Source organism: Methanolobus profundi (assembly GCF_900114835.1).
GTDB lineage: Archaea > Halobacteriota > Methanosarcinia > Methanosarcinales > Methanosarcinaceae > Methanolobus > Methanolobus profundi.
In genome coordinates, this window is the sequence record NZ_FOUJ01000001.1 from 986,353 (window position 1) to 1,004,154 (window position 17,802).

Consider the following 17,802-nt stretch of genomic DNA (forward strand, 5'->3'; position numbering starts at 1 on the left):
TAGTTACATTGATAATTACAAATTTATATGTTCAAGCAGTGATTCTTAATACTTCTCAGAATAGATAACAATTTTACTTTACGATAAACTAAAAAGTAGTGAAAAGATGGATGAAAAGTTACTTGCAAATATCGGTTTAAACAAATATGAAAGAACCGTTTACTGGACACTTTTGAAAAAAGGAGAGCTGGAAGCAAGTAAATTATCACAGTTATCACGAGTTCCTATTGGTAAGATCTATGAGGTTTTGAGCGACCTGAACAAGTATGGTCTTGTGGAGATCAAACCTTCAAGGCCACGAAAATTCAGGACTGTTGAGCCTAAAATTGCTTTTGAAGTTATGTACAAAAGGAGAGAAGAAGAAGCACTCAATGAGCTCAAACTACTCAGGGAAGCATTTGCTGAAATTGAACTGCAACTTTCCAAAGACGATTCTCCAAAGCATGTTGAAACAACATTCTGGCCCGATAAGTTCCATGATGATGAACTACAAGAGACAATTAATTCATTTTTTGAGGGGATCGAGCATGAAATATGTGTTGTTACTCCCAGTAAGTATAAGCCAGGAGTATCAGAACAATATGATGACTCAATGCCGGTATTCAGCAAGGCTTACTTAAATTTGGCACAGCGTGGCATTCATGTTAAGATCCTGGATTCCCACTCTCAACTGTTACCTTCAATAAAAGAACTTGTTACTTCAATAGAAGATGAATCAGTCAAAAGTGATCTTCAGAAATTCATGGAGATCAGAATTCTGGAAACAAAGCATGATTTCGTGATCTTTGATTCAAAGACCCTATTCCTTGATATTGAAGATCAGATAGATACGGGTACCAGTCTCGGTATGACGCAAATTCATGATGAGGCATATACAAAGCGTTTCAAGACTAAATTCGACGACCTCTGGACCAAGGGAAAGCGATTCGATATCACATAAACTGATCCATGTTATGAGCTTCTTATTGATGCCTGCTAGTCATATGATCTCTTAAGATCCCCCTTTTTTACAAGTTATCTATAATTCCTTATCTAATAATGAGACAGGCAGGATTAGCAAAGATCTAGTTTCTAAAAAACAAAACCCTACTTTACCCTCTCAGACCTCTCCTTGTAATACTGGAAGAGATCCTGTCCCCAGTTGCGGGCACTTTCCTCGAAGCTTATGACCTTCTTGTGATCGAAGAAACCATCCTTGTTGAAGAAAGCTATGAGCATCAGGTCATCGGTTACGGAGAGAGCACCCAGTTTCATGGATTCGTCGTCGCAGATGTACATGTGGGAGTTCTTCGAGTTCATCATGGCATCATGCTGTTCCTTGTATTCATCCCGCAGCCTTTCATATACCGGACGGGTCAGGATGAGATTGTAATTGACCTCTTTTCTTGCCAGTTCTGAGTAGTTGTTAGGACATGTGGGACAGAAATATGAGTAAAATGTACACACATTCTTTGTCTCATGAAGGCTGGTAAGTAACTCCTTTGGTGGCTCGAAAAGGTGGTTGAGGTCAGGCTCATGGATCAGTATATCTCCAAGGTCACCTATCCTGTCAAGAAGGAACTCAGGTATTGGATCAAGGTTCCTGCTGTCCCAGAAATCCTTGTTCGCCTCCACCACATTCAGTGTCTCGATGAGAGGTCTGATCTTCTTCATTATCAGCTTTCCAATGGAAGTGAGCCTGTATTCATCCTCTTTTTGTTCTATAAGTCCCTGTTCAAAGAGGATCTTAACCTGGGCCATTATCGCACTGGTTGTCCCTGTGAGAGACTCTTTTATCTCGTCAACGGTAGCTGGTCCATCCATTAACATCAAAAGAGTTTGCTTTCTCTTCTCTGACAGAAACACCGTACTTATCAATTCGGCCTTCATGATAACTTTCCTATTATTATTTTGTACTGCTAGTATAAAATTTTGTGCTTGTTTATACTGGTGAACCTACAGTTACACATTATTTTGTGACGCTATTACACTGAATAAATAATAAGCTTTTGTTAACACCGTTAACACCAGCCTTCCAAATTCATTTATCGAACCTAGATATGAGTATCCACTTTGATGCTTCGTGCGTAAGCTTAAAAGGTTTACTCAAAAAAGGCAGGACTTGTTCTATTTCTTAATAATAGTCGATATTATTATGACTATGTAGATAAATGTGCAAAAGAGAAACAAAATAAAATAGATAAGTATAAATACTTACCAATAAGGAACCACCTTTTCAAACTATCAGGTTAGCCTTCCTCACCAGTCACCAAGACATGACTGACACTCAGAAGCAGCCCTCTCCTCAAGTGTCTGAGTATTCTTTAGAACCTGTTTCTCCGAGAATCCCCTTTCAGTTACAAGGAAATCGAACAATCTATCTGACCGTGGTTTGCTCCATTTAAGCTTAGAAGCATAGTCTGTGGTCACAGGTGGGTCCATGAAGAAATCCCTGATCTCCTCAACAGATGCACATGCACGGATATCCTTGCTCTCTTCACTGATCACGGTATTGATATTACCATGCTTTCTGATGAGCTTGAGAGCTGTCTTAGCACCCACACGGTGCATCCCCTCATTGAAATCCGTACCGATGCAGATAGCAAGATCAATAAGCTGTTCCCTGCTCAGATCAAGTTCCTCGAGACTGGATGAAAGTGATATATGTTCCGGAGTCTTTGCCACATACTTATTCTGACCGGGAACCTTTCTCTTTCCAGTGCTTCCAAGATTGCGGACAACATCCTCAGCACCAAAAAGGAAAACATCATAATCCTGTGAACCAACAAGGTCTGCATCTCCCCGAGACACCATAAAAGCAGCCTGTGCTTCGGCTTCGGATTCTGCCTGTATCCACGGGATGCCCATGAGCTCAAGTAGCCTCTTTGAAGTATCCAGAATATCCGGAGTTATCCTGGAAGTTCCCTGTGCATATTTTTTCATGTCCTCAAGGTTGCCTTCATCTTTAGCGATCTCGTAATTGAGGACTGCATTCTCCTTGCATTCCTTACGCTTTTCAAGGGTCTCTTTTTTCATCTCAGGTGGTTTTCCATCAAAGATAAAAACTGGTTTGATATTGGATTCTCTGAGCTTGCTTGTCCTTGAGAACAGACCTGTGAGATGAGATACAGGATTGCCTGAAGGATCAGTGAGAAGTGAACCGTCACGCTGGCGAATGGCACTTAGGAACTGATAGATCGTATTGTACGCATCTATTGCTATCACTTTACCTGAGAGTTCCTCATAGCTTATCGGGTTCTTTGTGAGTAATGTTCCTATCTGTGTGCCCATGGTATGCTCCTTTTCGATATTGTCCTGTTTGCCTGCATAAAGGAGAAAGTCGTTTAATAATACACTGGTTCAACCATCCTGAATTTTACAGTTGTACAAATTTAGTTCCCGGACTTAATATTTTATCTATTATGTTCTTCAAATAATAATTGATACTTAAAAGTACCAATTAAAGGGGGAGTGTAAATAGCAGACAAAGAAAAGAAAGTACCGGAAAATGTACCCGGGCCATATTACGTGGATGACAGTTGCATCTCATGCCAGCTATGCAATGACAGAGCACCTGACCATTTCAAAATGAACGAGAGCAATATGAACTCATATGTTTACAAACAGCCGGAAACTGATAGTGAGATCAGGAACTGTGAAGAGGCACTTAGTTCCTGTCCTGCTTCTGCTATTGGCAATGATGGATGAAAGATAAGTGTCATATTCTCTGAACTTTTTAGCATTCCTGACCTTACTCTTCCACAAACAATAATAGCCTTCAAAAACAATGCTATTACAAATAAAGAATTTTTTACGTGGAGCGGGTGATGATGACAGGCAACAAATATGTTCGCTGGTTCGAGGAAATTAGCATTGATGATATTCCATCCGTTGGTGGAAAGAACGCATCCCTTGGTGAGATGTACAGGGAACTGACAAATAAAGATATCAAGATACCGAATGGTTTTGCGATCACTGCGGATGCGTACTGGCATGTGTTAGAAGATGCCGGGGTGCTCGATGAGCTAAAACAGACACTTGAAGGACTTGATATCGATGATGTCACCGACCTTGCCAGCAGAGGGAAGAAAGCAAGGAATCTGGTACTTGATGCCGGTATCCCCGATGACCTGTGGGATGAGATCAAAGAGGCATACGATAAACTCTGTGAGCAATACGGGGAAGACGTTGATGTAGCTGTACGCAGTTCGGCCACTGCAGAGGACCTGCCCAATGCATCATTTGCAGGACAGCAGGAGACCTACCTTAATATTCACGGCTACCATTCACTTAAAGACGCCTGCAACAGGTGTTTTGCATCACTTTTCACGGACAGGGCGATATCATACAGGGTGAACAACGGGTTCGACCACTTTTCAGTAGGCCTGTCCATTGGTGTTATGAAGATGGTTCGCTCGGACCTTGCATCCAGCGGTGTGATCTTTACCCTTGATACGGAAACGGGATTTGAGAACGTTGTCTTCATTACCGGAGCCTACGGACTTGGTGAGAACGTCGTACAGGGACTTGTGAACCCGGACGAGTTCTATGTATTCAAACCCACGCTGGGAGACGGATACAGACCTATTATCAAGAAGAAACGCGGCAGTAAAGAGATCAAGATGATATACGGTCGTGGAGATTCCCGTGTACTGACACGTAATGTGGATGTTCCGGAGGCTGAAAGGAAGCTGTATTGTATCACCGATGATGAAGCGCTGGCACTGGCAGGGTTCGCCATTACCATCGAGGAACACTACTCAGGAAAGAAGGGGAAGTGCATGCCTATGGATATTGAATGGGCAAAGGATGGAGAGACCGGTGAGCTGTTCATAGTCCAGGCACGACCGGAAACGGTGCAATCACAGAAGAGGAAGGATGTGCTGGAGACATATTATCTCGATGGTACCTCAGATGTAATTGTCACGGGAAGGAGTGTTGGTGCAAAGATAGCTGCAGGGAAGGTACATGTGATCCCTGATGTGTCCATGCTTTCCGACTTCAATGCCGGTGAGATACTGGTTGCCGATACCACAACTCCGGACTGGGAACCTGTGATGAAGAAGGCTGCGGCTATCATTACCAACAAAGGTGGAAGGACATGTCATGCAGCTATCGTGAGCCGTGAGCTTGGTATTCCTGCTGTTGTAGGTGCAGGGGATGCCACGGAAAAATTGAGAGATGAGATGGATGTGACGGTAAGCTGTGCAGAAGGGGATGCAGGCAGGGTGTATGAAGGTATCCTTCCTTTCCATATAGAGACCGTTGACCTGAAAGGACTTGAGAAGACAAAGACCGAGATAATGATGAACCTGGGTAATCCCGAGGAAGCGTTTGCCATGTCCATGATACCGAATGATGGTATAGGACTTGCAAGACTGGAGTTCATTATCACAAGCTACATCAAGGTCCATCCAATGGCACTTGTGCATCCCGAGAAGGTTGAGGATGAGGAAGTTTTGGAAGAGATCGACAAACTCACCGGCAGATACGAGAACAAGGCTGATTTCTTCGTTGAGAAACTGGCTCAGGGTGTTGCAACGATAACAGCAGCATTCCACCCGAAGCCTGTTGTTGTCCGTATGAGCGATTTTAAATCGAATGAGTATGCCAGCCTCATAGGCGGAGAGTATTTCGAGTTCGAGGAAAGCAACCCCATGATAGGTTTCAGAGGTGCTTCACGTTACTACGATGAGCGCTACAGGGAAGGCTTCGCCCTTGAGTGCAAGGCCATGAAAAAAGTGAGAGATGAGATGGGACTGACCAATCTCATACTGATGATCCCGTTCTGCCGTCGCATCGATGAAGCCAAAAAGGTTCTCGAAGAGATGAAGAAGAACGGTCTTGTCAGGGGAGAGAACGACCTCAAGGTCTACATGATGACCGAGATCCCAAGCAATGTCCTGCTCATAGACGAGTTCAGCAAGTACTTTGACGGCTTCTCCATCGGCTCCAACGACCTCACACAACTGACCCTCGGCGTTGACCGTGATTCCGAGATCCTTGCATCCACCTTCGACGAACGCGACGAAGCCGTGAAGAAACTAGTTTCAATGGCAGTTCAGGGTGCCAAAAGGAACAACAAACACAGCGGTCTCTGCGGTCAGGCTCCAAGCGATTACCCGGAGTTTGCTGAGTTCCTTGTGAAGGAGGGAATAGATTCGATCTCGCTGAACCCTGATTCTGTGATGAAGATAGCAGTTAAGGTGCTGGAGGTTGAGAAGGGGATGGGGGAGTGAATTTATTATGGATTAAAAATTCAAATTTAATCCCTCTTTTTTGATTAAGGGGATATATACAACTCAAATTATGGCAACGATTATTTAAAACATTCAGCACATCATAGATTATCATTGTAGGGTAGGGAAATATTTTAAATGTTTGAGACTCATTTTTTTCTTAAATGGATGAAACTATCACTTGTAAACCTGCAAAATATCCATATAACGATACTTTGGAAAACAATGCTATTACAGTTTTGGAGTATATACTTGACCAAAATTTTGTGAAGACAGATTTGAATAAAAGAGATAAAGTACCTAATATCGATGGATATTTCGAAATTGTGGATATTGACCAAATTCCAATTGGAAAATTGGAAATACAAGTGAAGAAATTATCAGATAATAATTTAGAAAATCCAAAATATCAATGCAAAGTAGAATTTTTGAAATACTGCGAAGAAAGTGTTCTTCCTGTTTTTCTTATCTTGGTTGACATTCAAAACAATATTGCTTATTGGAAGCTATGCAATAATCTTTTTAAAGAATTATCGATTAGCAAAAACGCCAAAACAAAAACTGTTAAAATTTTACCTGAAAAATATATTCGAAAAGGAGAAAGTGGTTATATCCAAGAATGGAAAGAAATCATTGCAAATTACAAAATTAGAATAAGTTCGTATGAACCCTTAAAGGAAGAACTTCAACAACTAAAAGAAGATCATGATTTGCTTATCCATAACTCAGAGCCACTTTTAAATTCGGAAAGAGATGAATTTCAAAAAATTCATATTTTTTTAGATAATTTGAACTTTCATTTTGATACATATCTGAATAATATTAAAAAAATACTTTACCCTAATTGTTGGAAGCTAGGACTTGCTTATAGTGGTTATGAAAAGGATTCGATTGCGTATATTTTATACCCAATTAATATGAGTAGTAATGACTTGCAAATAAGGGAATTCTCAAGTAAACTAACGAATCAATTGGATAAAAGTGAGTTTGGATACACAACAACAATTTTCTATAGTGAAAACCCAATTCAAACTAGACCAAAAGAATATGCCACTGAATTGGCAAAAAAACAAGCTAAAGAAGTGTTGGAAAAAAAAGCACTAAATATACAAAATTTGCTTTTAGCTGAGGAATTGCTATTTTCTTTCATTGATAGAAATAATGAGTATTTAGGTTTGAAGATTAAAAATAAATATGATATTGACGAACTTGATTATGCTTTTTTCGTTTATTTTCCTATTTTTATCGAAGAAACTGCAAAAAAAGTAAACCACAATTTAAGCCTTAACCCCATAATTAATATTGATTTATTAACAAGTAAAATAGCTGAAAATGACTTAAAGCTTATAATTGCAAATGTAAAAACAAGGCTTGAAAATAAGGATCGCTCTATTTTTGATATTTACCTTAAAAGCACGTTTTTCTCTTCAAATATGATGAACAATTTGTTTGATTTTATTAAGAATTCTAGGAGAAAAACAATAAATAGAGTCTATGTGCCACCTGATTTTTCTAGATTACAACAAGTACAAAATAATATTTGGCATGCTTATTCATTAGAAGACATTCAAAGAAATGCAGAAATAATATATAAACAATCAGTTGAAGTTTATAATTTTGTGATAGAAAAACATTTTCCTCTCTTAAAAGAGGAAATGTCTTTTTTTAAAAATTTTAATCGAATTATTTTTGTAATTGATAACAAAGAAAATCCTGAACAAAGACCTATTATTACTACATATTACCTCCAAAATAAAGAAGTCCATGAGCAACGTATTGATGTATTTTTGAAAAATCAAGATCAAAATCCTTTTAAGTCTTTAAGTGACGTTCAGAAAAAGCGAGACAACTTAATTCTTGATGGACAAAAATATAAATTGATGACATTGTCAAAAGGGGTTAGTAAATATCTTTTTGACCCACTTCCAATGCATAATTATATCTATGATTTATTAAGTGCAAAATTAGACCGAGTGGATTTTAATTCCGATCAATTGTTGCAAATATAATTCTGAACCAACACCTTCACCGCACCATGTTCATAATTGAGCTTCTTCCCCTGCTCAATTTCATCCTTAATCCACTTCAGTGTACTCCTATCCTCAATCCCCATTGGCAGTACATCTTTAGGTTTTAGAGAAAGCACCCATTCATGAAACTTATTGATATCAAGATATGTTTCAACTTTATTGCTTTCCAGTTCTTCCATTTCAACCTTGTTTGCCTCCTTGCCAATATATACACATCCTGTGAGCTTCAAATATCTCCTTTGTAGAATTCCAATATCCCCTTCAAACATGGCTTCAGGATGGTCTAAGTAATCAAGAAATACATCACTTAATGGCTTCCTGTATTCCTGTTTCTGACTCCTACCCACAATTATTCCAGAGCAAACTAAAAGAAACAATGATCTGGAAGGACAAATATCAGAATTGACCGGATATTACCATTGATCAAATACACATTTACTTTATTACTTATTTTTATATATTATCCCAACATTTAATAATGTACAATTTAAGGGAATCGTATATGACAACACAATACATTAACAAGGTTGGAGTCTTCTCTCTCGGGAAGATACTTGGTGCAGTTTACGGAATACTCGGACTCATAATAGGAGCTATGATGAGTCTTTTCTCCATTGCCATGGGTTCAATGATGGGAGAAATGGGATTTGCCAGTGGACTTATGTTCGGTGTCGGTTCGATAATAACCCTGCCGATCTTCTACGGAATAATGGGATTCATCAGTGGTCTGATAATAGCAGTGGTATTCAATGTGATAACCGGCTTCATAGGTGGACTGGAAGTAGATATCGAGTAGGTCGTTCATTTGAACGATTAATCCTTTATTCTTTCTACTTTTTGTTTTTTATTATCAAGCAAATACAGATCTCAGATACCTTAGAACGATATCATTGAACTTGTCATATTGCTCGATCGAGCAGACATGCCCGCAATTATCGATTATCTCAACACGAGAATTGCTTATCCTCTTACTGTATCTCAAAGTATCCTTCAGGAAGAGATGGTCCTCATCACCTGAGACATAAAGTACCTGGATATCATCATCAAGTTCATCCAGCCATGTGAGGCTGTCATTTGTTTGAGGGATGAGATCCACCCATCTGCAGAACTCATCATAGCCTAACTTCTTCGCTTCGGTCACGAAGATAGAACGCGATCTCTTGTGATTGCTCCTTGGAAGTATGATGTAGGCGAAGAACCTGTACAGGATCATGTAATTGATCCATCTCTTGAACGTGATAGCAAGGTAAAGCAGGAACTTCGTCCTCAGGTTGAACTTGATTATCCCGCCTCCAAGGATCAGCGAGCTGACCTTTTCAGGATAGAGCACAGCAAAGCGCAGGCATATCAGTGAACTGAAGGAAAAGCCCATGAAATGAGCCTTTTCGATATTGTGGTGTTCCAGCGTGCCAGCTATGAGCCTGCAAACCTTATCCAGCTCCAGTTCCCCGTGGACCTTCTCTTTGTGCATCTCCAGAACAAGCAGGTTATAGTGCTTTGAGAAGAACTCGGTCTGGTTCTTCCACGTCCTTGCACTGCCTCCAAAACCATGCACGAACACTATCCAGTCATTAGAACCGTCCTTAAGGTGAACCTCAGCACTAAACCTTTTTCCTTCTGCCATCGGTCATTCCTTTCTTGAAAGCAAGGTACTTTAAGAACACAGGGAAGTTCTTCCGGTTATGCTCCGGCATCTTCTCGAAAAGTTCCTCTGATAATGCTTCCCATTCCAGGGCACGCTCATAGCTTTTCTCTGCAAGATGTTCAGGAGATTCAGGATTGGACAGATGGGTCGATCTGGCACCACCTTCCCTTACAACATCAACAATAGCCTGCGGGTTATCTATCAATGGACATGGCCTCAGCGGATTCTCTGAGAACGGCTGAGCAGCCCTGAAAGTGGTGAAGAACTTCGATCTCAGTGCATCAGCAAGTGAGACATCGTGTATATTGGAATCTGAATAATGACAGAAAGCACACGGCTCAACATCACCCTTGGCATTGATGTGGGCAAAGCCAGTACCTGCACCAAGACAACCGAAACAGAGATGGCCGTTGTTCCAGAAATCCACTATCACATAATCATGCCTGTCGCAGTAATCCCTTATCTTCTCCTGCACATACGCCCTCTGTTGAGCAGTACACACAAGAGACGTATCGGCATCACTACCCACCGGAATATACTGGAACATCCACCCGAACCATGCACCCTTCTCACGCATCTTATCAAGGAACTCATCACTGGCGATGGTCCTGTAGTTCTTAGAATGATAGCACGCAGAGAAAGAGAAGCCGATATCTCTGGACCTCAGGATATCCATGGCCCTTATCGCTCTATCGTAGACACCTTCCCCTCTTCTGAAGTCGGTCTCTTCCTTTGTTCCCTCGATACTGATAAAGACATTCAGATTACCAACTTTAACCATCTCGTCAGCAAATTCCTCATCGATAAGAGTGGCATTGGTGAACGCACCGAATGTCATACGGTCATGTTTCCTGCACAACTTCAGGATATCATCTTTCCTGAGAAGTGGTTCACCACCTGTCATCAGGCAATCCAGAATACCTAGTTCTTCAGCCTGAGTCAATATGTCATCGAACTTCTCATAGGAGATGTTATGTCCGCTCTCATAGTCCTGTGACCAGCAGCCCTTGCATCTGAGATTGCAATCGCTGGTCGGGTCGATGAGCAGGACCCTTGGAATAGAGCACTTGTGTTTGAAACCATTGTAGAGCTCTTTTAAGGTTATGAACTCTCCCATCGTAAGATGAGTGGCAATACCCTTCGCTGAGAAGAACTGCTTACTCCTGTAGACGTAAGCCTTATGGTGTGGAAATGGGGGTATCTCCTTTTTTTCCCCATTTACCATTAGATATTTCAAATCCTAACCTCTGCCTTATTTCTTGGTTACAGAGACCTTTTGTGGAATGACACCATCAAAGACGAACTCGCCATTCTCATTGGAGTCAAGACTTGTGATCTCAAGCCCCGGAACAACAGTATAGATCCTCGGGAAGTATTCTTCCATTACATCCACACTTTCTTCTTCCATATACTTCTCAGGCAGAGAAACAGGGCCAAGATAGAATGATTCCGGATCACCGCTCAACTGGTTATTGGTAACACTGATACGTCCTTTGCTGTAGATGTTCAATTTGTCAGGAAGAGGAAGCGGGACATCATCTGCAACATCTGAATAAAGGTCGGTCTTAAGCCTCCCGATATCTGCAGTGCTGGATCCTTCCATAGTACCATCAGGCAAAACCTTTACCTGAAGGTCATCGAACCACCAGAATCCAGGTGCGATCTCATTCAGCAGAGCCGTTGATTCTGCTGCGGTCAAAGTGAACTCCTTTCTTTCATAATCAGAGAACTCGAAATTGTAATCATTGATAGATTTCTTTTCTGCATTCTGTTTGTATTCTTCCAGCTCTTCACCGGTCATGCCTTCGAACTCTATCTGCATACCGGTCTTCTCCAGAGCGCTCAGATAGTCCTCATGGGTATATTCGACCCCGAGATCCTTGGGTCCCAGTATCGAGAAACTGGCATAGACCCAGAATACACTTCCTAATATCACTACAGCTGCCGCTAAGAGTACATACTTCAGATTTCCTTTTTCACTGCTCATTGCACCACATCCATTTTTAAGATCATTAATACAACCACCTTCGCGCTATGCTATTTGATGAAGTATCCAACCCAGAACAGTCAAATATCAAGTGCGAGCCTCTGATAATGCCGTATCATGTAGAAGAAAAAGCGATACGAACAAAACCATGTTATTTCAGATGTTAACAACCTGAATATATGTTTTACGATTTTATCCGCATCCGCTCAAATAAAATTTAATTTATATTAATAATTTTTAGCATTTATGAAAGATAGATAACTGTCAACATCTTTTTATGCCAATATTGCACTATTTTATAATCGTGCGAGGATGAGCTTCAAATGCCAAATATACATATTACAAAGATAGATACAATAGCAATGGGAAAGAAAGTTGCGATCATCTTTGCAGTCCTGTTCGAACTTCTTGTGATAATTCTCGTGACACCACCATCAATATCAGATATCGGAAGTACCGAAATGTTAATAGTAGCAGGAATTATCCCCCTTGCACCTTTATTCTATGGTGCACTTGGTTTTATTACAGGATCCATCATTGCAATGATGTTCAATATCGCCAGTGACCATTTTGGTGATCAGTAGCTCAAATTGAATAGATAATAGATCAAAAAGCATTTCAAGGTTCGATCCACACTTCCAGAACCCTGTCCTTTATCTCATAGTCCTTTACAGTGGTTATCTTCATGTCCTTGGGGTTCTCTATCCACCCGATATCATAATCCTTCTTTTCCCTTCCACCACAACAGACCTTCCTTGTGATGCCAAGGTTCAGTTTAACACGGTCGATACCCTTCTCATCGATCTCTTCAACATCGTCCTGATATCTTCTTTGTATTAAGATCATGTAAATTCCCCATTACAAGAATAGTATCATTCATCGAGATAATCGTTTCCATGCAGGACAGGTCTCACAAATTACATCAACAGCTTAGCCAGCAATGGTGCAAGGAACACAGTGATAAGTCCGGCAATGCCGATGGCCAGACCGCTCATAGCTCCTTCGGTCTCTCCAAGTTCCACCGCTTTGGTCGTACCAAGGGCATGGGATGAAGTACCGATGGCAATACCTACTGCCACCTCGTCATCTATCCTGAACAACTTACAGACCATTGGACCCAGGAGAACACCTGCTATTCCGGTAAAGACTATGGCAGCCACAGTAATAGATGGAATTCCACCAAGCTGGTTGGATATCTCGATACCTATAGGCGTTGTGACGGATTTAGGCAGCATTGAGATGCTGATAAGTTCATCAAGCCCGAACATCTTACACATGACGATGATACTGGTTATGCCTGCAGCCGAACCTATACTGATACCTGCAATTATAGGAACGACATTCTCCTTCAGCAGACTTATCTTCTTGTATAAAGGCACAGCAAGGATAACTGTGGCAGGACCAAGGAAGAACGATATGAACTGCCCTCCCCTGTTGTAATCATCAAAACTTATATGGAAGCTCAGAAGCAGAGCTATTATCATCAGCATGCTCAGAACAAGCGGATTCATGAGTGGGGAACCTGTCCTTTTGTAGAGCAGTCCGCCTGCATAGAATGTCAGCAGGGATATCCCTATGCCGAACACAGGTGACTGCAGGAACTGGGATATAAGTTCACTCAAGGGACTGCCTCCTTTTCATAAGGATCTGTACCGTTGCCCCGGTCACAACTGCAATGATGAACGTTGAGACCACGGATATAATGAAAAGTGCGGTCCACTTCCCTTCAAGGATCGTAAAACATGTGATAAGTCCTACTGCTGCAGGTATGAAGAAGAACGAGAGATGTTTCAGCAAAAAGTTACTTACATCCTCTATCATCGACAGTTCCAGTATACCTGTAAGCAGGAGAATAAGCAACAATACCATTCCCAGAACGTTTCCCGGAATGGGAAGAGCAAGATAATTATGGATGAGATCACCCACATAGCAGATAGCGAGAATTATTGCGAATTGGATGACATACTTCATTCAAGGTCACTTTCGTTTTTGTAGATAAGCAGCACAATATATGTTCTGCTATGAAGCGGATATAAGGTCGGTAGCTGATATTAGCACTTTCGGTTCATGCTGTGATCGATGCTACTGAAAGAACTAAGCAATGATCATCGATATTTCCGATGACCATTGAATTATCTATTTGGAATTATCTTCTGGACTGAGGTTTGTTCCCGGAAGCCGGACTTCTACCGGTCTTGTTCCTGCCCTGCCCTTTAGGACCACTCTGGCCACCTTGTTTACTCTGACCGCCTTGTTTATTCTGTCCTTTACTTGGACCAGAAGACTGTGGGCTCTTTGCCTTTACGTTCTTCTTTTCCCTTCTGACAGGTTTCTTGCCGTCTTTAGCTTCGCCTTTCTTGCCCCTTCCCTGACCTCTTTTATGACCGGAACTTCCTCTTGGTCTGCCGCCCTGCTGTCTGGGAGCAGGTTTAGCGTCATTGCCAGTGGCATTCATGGCCTTATCGGAGTGATACTCATGCTCTGCAACCTCGATCTCCATCCTGATAAGCTTCTCGATCTCACGGAGGAAATCACGCTCATCGGCAGCACAGAAAGAGAATGCAGTACCATCGGCACCTGCTCTTGCAGTACGTCCGATACGGTGTACATAACTTTCTGAAATGTTTGGAAGGTCATAGTTTATCACATGGGATATATCGTCGATATCGATCCCACGAGCTGCAATATCTGTTGCTACCAGTACACGTAGATGGCCTGACCTGAAGTCCTGAAGGGCCTTTGTACGGTGTGTCTGGGATTTGTTACCATGTATCGCATCTGCAGGGATCCTGTTCTTGTTAAGCATCTGCGCTACTTTGTTGGCACGGTGCTTTGTACGGGTGAATATAAGAACACATTCAAGGTGTTTGCTTCTCAGAAGCTGGAGTATAAGCTCATTCTTGTCCTCCGAATCTACGAAAAAGACGAACTGATCGATACGTTCAACAGTTGTTGCCTGTGGAGTGACTTCCACGGTGACAGGGTTTGTCAGCATTTTCTTAGCAAGCTTTGAGATCTCAGGGGACATGGTTGCTGAGAAGAAAAGGGACTGACGTTCTTTTGGCAATAGTGCAACTACCTTGTACACATCATTGATAAAGCCCATGTCAAGCATCCTGTCTGCCTCATCAAGGACGAAATACTCCACGTCAGAGAGTTTTACATGACCCTGGTCTACCAGGTCCAGTAATCTGCCAGGGGTCGCTACAAGGGAATCTACACCCTTAAAGAGTGCTCTGACCTGAGGACTCTGACCCACACCGCCAAATACCACTGTATGCTTGAAGCGGGTGTATTTACCATAGGTTGAAAAACTGTCCCCGATCTGGGCTGCAAGCTCTCTTGTTGGTGCAAGCACGAGCACACGCGGACTTTTCGGACGTACCCTCTTCTTTGAAGCTGACATGTTGTGCAGGATAGGTAATATGAACGAAGCGGTCTTGCCTGTACCTGTTTGAGCGATACCTATCATGTCCTTACCACTAAGAAGATGTGGTATAGAACTTTCCTGTATCGGAGTTGGATTTGTATAGCCTTCATCGGACAAAGCCCGTTGAAGCGGAAATATTAGATTTAGATCATCGAATGACATGGTTGTACCTCAGGTTACAGTGCAAAACTTCTTGGAAATCGCTTCCTGTCCAACCTTCATAATAAACAGTAACATTGTTTTTTCGGAAGAACACCGGGACTAATTCCACACAGTATAACGTCTGTAAATAAGATCATAGTTATTTTCTACAAGAACGACATCAATAGTTAACAAACAGTATTTAACAAGAAAATACGAATATTAATTTCAATAATTTACTTGAAAATTTGTATGATGCTCCCGACGAGATCCAAAAATTCCCGCAGGCCCATAATTGAACATTAGATCAATGTATATATCGCATATATGTGTTAACGGTCGATCTGTAAAGATAAACTAGATAAGTTTTTTTAATCTCTCCATTATAATAAATTTGAGTTGCTTCCTGAACGGGTTTATGCTATTTAGCTCTATTCCATTTGGGAAATATCTATAGAACCGTAAGAAAGGACCTAAACATCATCAGAGAAACCAGGATCGTTCACATTGACCATCTTAGGATATCTCAGAACTTCCACTTTGACCATCATTTTTCCTGAGTAGTATCAGACATTTAGAACGGATAATGAAAAACATTGTTAATATCCCATATGATCATAACTGCCAGATCTGAATAAATGGTCAAGCTCAAAGCAATATCAGAATAGAATACCAGCTAATGATAGAAAGATCAGCTAATGGTAGAAAGATCGTTAGAAGAGCAGAGTAAAGAGATTGGTGCTCCGGCCGGGATTCGAACCCGAGTCTTCGGCTCGAAAGGCCGGAATGATTGGCCGGACTACACTACCGGAGCACGTTGATTTCGCTTTAGTGAGCACTCCAACATAGCATATATCATTTATAAACCTTTTGAGTGTATGTCCAAGAGCATTGCAAATTGATCATATAGTTCCAACTAGCTGGTCGGAATATAGAACCATGGTTACAAGAGCTTACGAATAAAGAACCAGTTAATGATAGAAAAATTGTTAGAAAAGCAGAGTAAAAAGATTGGTGCTCCGGCCGGGATTCGAACCCGAGTCTTCGGCTCGAAAGGCCGGAATGATTGGCCGGACTACACTACCGGAGCACGTTGATTTCGCTTTAGTGAAGCGACTCCAACATAGCATATATCATTTATAAACCTTTCGCTTGATCAGCAAAATTCCCCTGCTTTTTCATCATCACTGATGTTTGCAACCCATGCAGTGATCTTTTCACAGCTCTCAGGCTGGCATGCATCTCTGCAACCAGCACATGGTGAGAACATCTCGCCGGACATCAGGAGATCGAAGCATGGCTTCTCTTCTTCCTTGACCTTGAGAAGATAGGTCCTTGCTCCATTGGAGACAGCTTGCTCCCGGGTGATGAGGTCATCATCCAGAAGCTTCGACACAACTCGTGAGCACTTACGGCTATCGATCTCAAGGACCTTCCAGAGCTCGTTCTGGAAAACCCCTTCTTTGCTGTCTCGAATGATCTTCAATGCAGTCTCTTCAATACTCATGTTAGTTTCCACTAAGTGTTTATTCTTCCATTGGAACAACAAGAATGATGTTGTTTCCACGCAACACCACAGAACCAAGGGAACGCAGGCGCTCACCGTCAGCCATCTCAACGGTGTCCACCATATGCAGATTCATATAATCATCTGCACTTTTCAAAGTTCCTTCGAGCAGGTGAAGGTCACCTTTCATCTCAACCTGGACCTTAGATCCAATTAACTTCTGGACTTTCTTACTAGGGAACAAAATTAATCCTCTCTTTTATTTAAAAGAATAATTTAAACATAACATCTGTCATGGTAATTGTCTGAATAACATTCATTTTCAGGCTAATAAAAATAGCCAATATCATATTTATTCTTGGCGACTTACCTGAAAACGAAATATCTTCAAAGTTTACATATAGCCTTGCAGATCAGTGCTGTCCTGTACAGGCTCTGCCTTCTTCTTAACAGCTCCTGCCTGTGGTTTAGTGATCTGACCGAATGCATTCTCATAGTTCTGTATATGCTGGTTCAGCCATCGTACGAGTTCCACCGCAGCCAGAGGAGAAAGTATGACCTCTGTCTCAAGTCTTCTCTGAATGACCTGTTCACCGCCGGACTTACCCATTGCCATAGGCATATCGTTGTAGAACCCTATCCTGAAATCATAGGGACTGTGACCTCCTACCGCTCCAATGGAATATACCTGTTTGAAGTCATCCGGCTTATACAGCTCTATTTTCACGCTCTTTTTCTTCTTTATCTCTTCCGGTTTATCGGTCATTATCTTACCTTCTGGTAGTTCTGTGTCCATACCACCATATCCTCAATGGGTTCTATCTGCATACATAACTATTATAAT

The 17,802-nt window shown here is 41.6% G+C and carries 19 protein-coding genes and 2 tRNA genes; 6 read left to right on the forward strand and 15 right to left on the reverse strand.

The window, feature by feature from the left end; genetic code table 11:
• Window positions 1-106: 106 nt before the first annotated feature.
• A complete protein-coding gene (locus BM008_RS04545; protein ID WP_091933714.1) occupies window positions 107-940 on the forward strand; it encodes a TrmB family transcriptional regulator in 834 nt (277 codons plus the stop codon).
• Between the two features lie 146 nt (window positions 941-1,086).
• Here BM008_RS04545 and BM008_RS04550 read toward each other — a convergent pair whose 3' ends face one another.
• A complete protein-coding gene (locus tag BM008_RS04550; RefSeq protein WP_091933716.1) occupies window positions 1,087-1,869 on the reverse strand; it encodes a helix-turn-helix transcriptional regulator in 783 nt (260 codons plus the stop codon).
• A gap of 369 nt (window positions 1,870-2,238) precedes the next feature.
• Window positions 2,239-3,270 carry a flap endonuclease-1 gene (gene fen, locus BM008_RS04555; protein ID WP_091933718.1) on the reverse strand — a complete coding sequence of 344 codons (1,032 nt, stop codon included), beginning with the start codon at window positions 3,268-3,270 and terminating at the stop codon, window positions 2,239-2,241.
• Window positions 3,271-3,507: 237 nt separating this feature from the next.
• Between fen and BM008_RS04560 the strand changes: the two genes are divergently transcribed.
• The 3 genes from BM008_RS04560 (at window position 3,508) to BM008_RS04570 (ending at window position 8,227) form a co-directional block, all read left to right on the forward strand.
• A complete protein-coding gene (locus BM008_RS04560) occupies window positions 3,508-3,687 on the forward strand; it encodes a ferredoxin (protein WP_342707559.1) in 180 nt (59 codons plus the stop codon).
• Window positions 3,688-3,809: 122 nt separating this feature from the next.
• On the forward strand, window positions 3,810-6,218 hold the full coding sequence (gene ppsA, locus BM008_RS04565) for a phosphoenolpyruvate synthase (RefSeq protein ID WP_091934255.1): 2,409 nt from the start codon (window positions 3,810-3,812) through the stop codon (window positions 6,216-6,218).
• Between the two features lie 164 nt (window positions 6,219-6,382).
• Window positions 6,383-8,227: a DUF4365 domain-containing protein gene (locus BM008_RS04570; protein ID WP_091933724.1), complete on the forward strand. Its 1,845-nt coding sequence runs from the start codon at window positions 6,383-6,385 to the stop codon at window positions 8,225-8,227.
• Here the strand turns inward: BM008_RS04570 and BM008_RS04575 are convergent.
• On the reverse strand, window positions 8,209-8,595 hold the full coding sequence (locus BM008_RS04575; RefSeq protein ID WP_091933726.1) for a hypothetical protein: 387 nt from the start codon (window positions 8,593-8,595) through the stop codon (window positions 8,209-8,211). The genes BM008_RS04570 and BM008_RS04575 overlap by 19 nt on opposite strands.
• 155 nt (window positions 8,596-8,750) lie before the next feature.
• Here BM008_RS04575 and BM008_RS04580 point away from each other — a divergent pair, with 155 nt between their 5' ends.
• Complete coding sequence (locus tag BM008_RS04580; protein ID WP_091933728.1) at window positions 8,751-9,044, forward strand: hypothetical protein; 294 nt, start codon at window positions 8,751-8,753, stop codon at window positions 9,042-9,044.
• A gap of 54 nt (window positions 9,045-9,098) precedes the next feature.
• On the opposite strand, the gene BM008_RS04585 is transcribed toward BM008_RS04580, so the two are convergent.
• The 3 genes from BM008_RS04585 to BM008_RS04595 are packed head-to-tail and all read right to left on the reverse strand — an operon-like array spanning window position 9,099 to window position 11,880.
• Window positions 9,099-9,872, reverse strand: a complete 774-nt coding sequence (locus tag BM008_RS04585; RefSeq protein ID WP_091933730.1) for an alpha/beta fold hydrolase — start codon at window positions 9,870-9,872, stop codon at window positions 9,099-9,101.
• A complete protein-coding gene (locus BM008_RS04590; RefSeq protein ID WP_245747876.1) occupies window positions 9,850-11,130 on the reverse strand; it encodes a radical SAM/SPASM domain-containing protein in 1,281 nt (426 codons plus the stop codon). The genes BM008_RS04585 and BM008_RS04590 overlap by 23 nt, the downstream gene beginning before the upstream one ends.
• Window positions 11,131-11,145: 15 nt before the next feature.
• Window positions 11,146-11,880 (reverse strand): hypothetical protein, encoded by a 735-nt coding sequence (locus tag BM008_RS04595; RefSeq protein ID WP_091933734.1) that lies wholly within the window; start codon window positions 11,878-11,880, stop codon window positions 11,146-11,148.
• Window positions 11,881-12,203: 323 nt separating this feature from the next.
• Between BM008_RS04595 and BM008_RS04600 the strand changes: the two genes are divergently transcribed.
• On the forward strand, window positions 12,204-12,464 hold the full coding sequence (locus BM008_RS04600; protein WP_091933736.1) for a hypothetical protein: 261 nt from the start codon (window positions 12,204-12,206) through the stop codon (window positions 12,462-12,464).
• 34 nt (window positions 12,465-12,498) lie between these two features.
• Here BM008_RS04600 and BM008_RS04605 read toward each other — a convergent pair whose 3' ends face one another.
• The 9 genes from BM008_RS04605 to BM008_RS04645 form a co-directional block, all read right to left on the reverse strand.
• Window positions 12,499-12,726, reverse strand: coding sequence for a hypothetical protein (locus tag BM008_RS04605; protein ID WP_091933739.1), 228 nt, complete (start codon window positions 12,724-12,726; stop codon window positions 12,499-12,501).
• Between the two features lie 71 nt (window positions 12,727-12,797).
• Entirely contained in the window at window positions 12,798-13,502 is a 705-nt protein-coding gene (locus BM008_RS04610) for an LrgB family protein (RefSeq protein ID WP_218146687.1), read from the reverse strand.
• A complete protein-coding gene (locus tag BM008_RS04615) occupies window positions 13,495-13,851 on the reverse strand; it encodes a CidA/LrgA family protein (protein ID WP_091933741.1) in 357 nt (118 codons plus the stop codon). The genes BM008_RS04610 and BM008_RS04615 overlap by 8 nt, the downstream gene beginning before the upstream one ends.
• 175 nt (window positions 13,852-14,026) lie before the next feature.
• Window positions 14,027-15,472: a DEAD/DEAH box helicase gene (locus BM008_RS04620; RefSeq protein ID WP_091933744.1), complete on the reverse strand. Its 1,446-nt coding sequence runs from the start codon at window positions 15,470-15,472 to the stop codon at window positions 14,027-14,029.
• A 715-nt stretch (window positions 15,473-16,187) separates the two neighbouring features.
• Window positions 16,188-16,265 (reverse strand) — tRNA-Glu (locus BM008_RS04625).
• A 198-nt stretch (window positions 16,266-16,463) separates the two neighbouring features.
• Window positions 16,464-16,541, reverse strand: a tRNA-Glu gene (locus BM008_RS04630).
• Window positions 16,542-16,607: 66 nt separating this feature from the next.
• Window positions 16,608-16,958 carry a helix-turn-helix transcriptional regulator gene (locus tag BM008_RS04635; protein ID WP_177187965.1) on the reverse strand — a complete coding sequence of 117 codons (351 nt, stop codon included), beginning with the start codon at window positions 16,956-16,958 and terminating at the stop codon, window positions 16,608-16,610.
• Between the two features lie 19 nt (window positions 16,959-16,977).
• Window positions 16,978-17,202: an LSM domain-containing protein gene (locus tag BM008_RS04640; RefSeq protein ID WP_091933750.1), complete on the reverse strand. Its 225-nt coding sequence runs from the start codon at window positions 17,200-17,202 to the stop codon at window positions 16,978-16,980.
• Window positions 17,203-17,352: 150 nt separating this feature from the next.
• Complete coding sequence (locus tag BM008_RS04645) at window positions 17,353-17,754, reverse strand: DUF3467 domain-containing protein (RefSeq protein ID WP_245747878.1); 402 nt, start codon at window positions 17,752-17,754, stop codon at window positions 17,353-17,355.
• Between the last annotated feature and the right edge of the window lie 48 nt (window positions 17,755-17,802).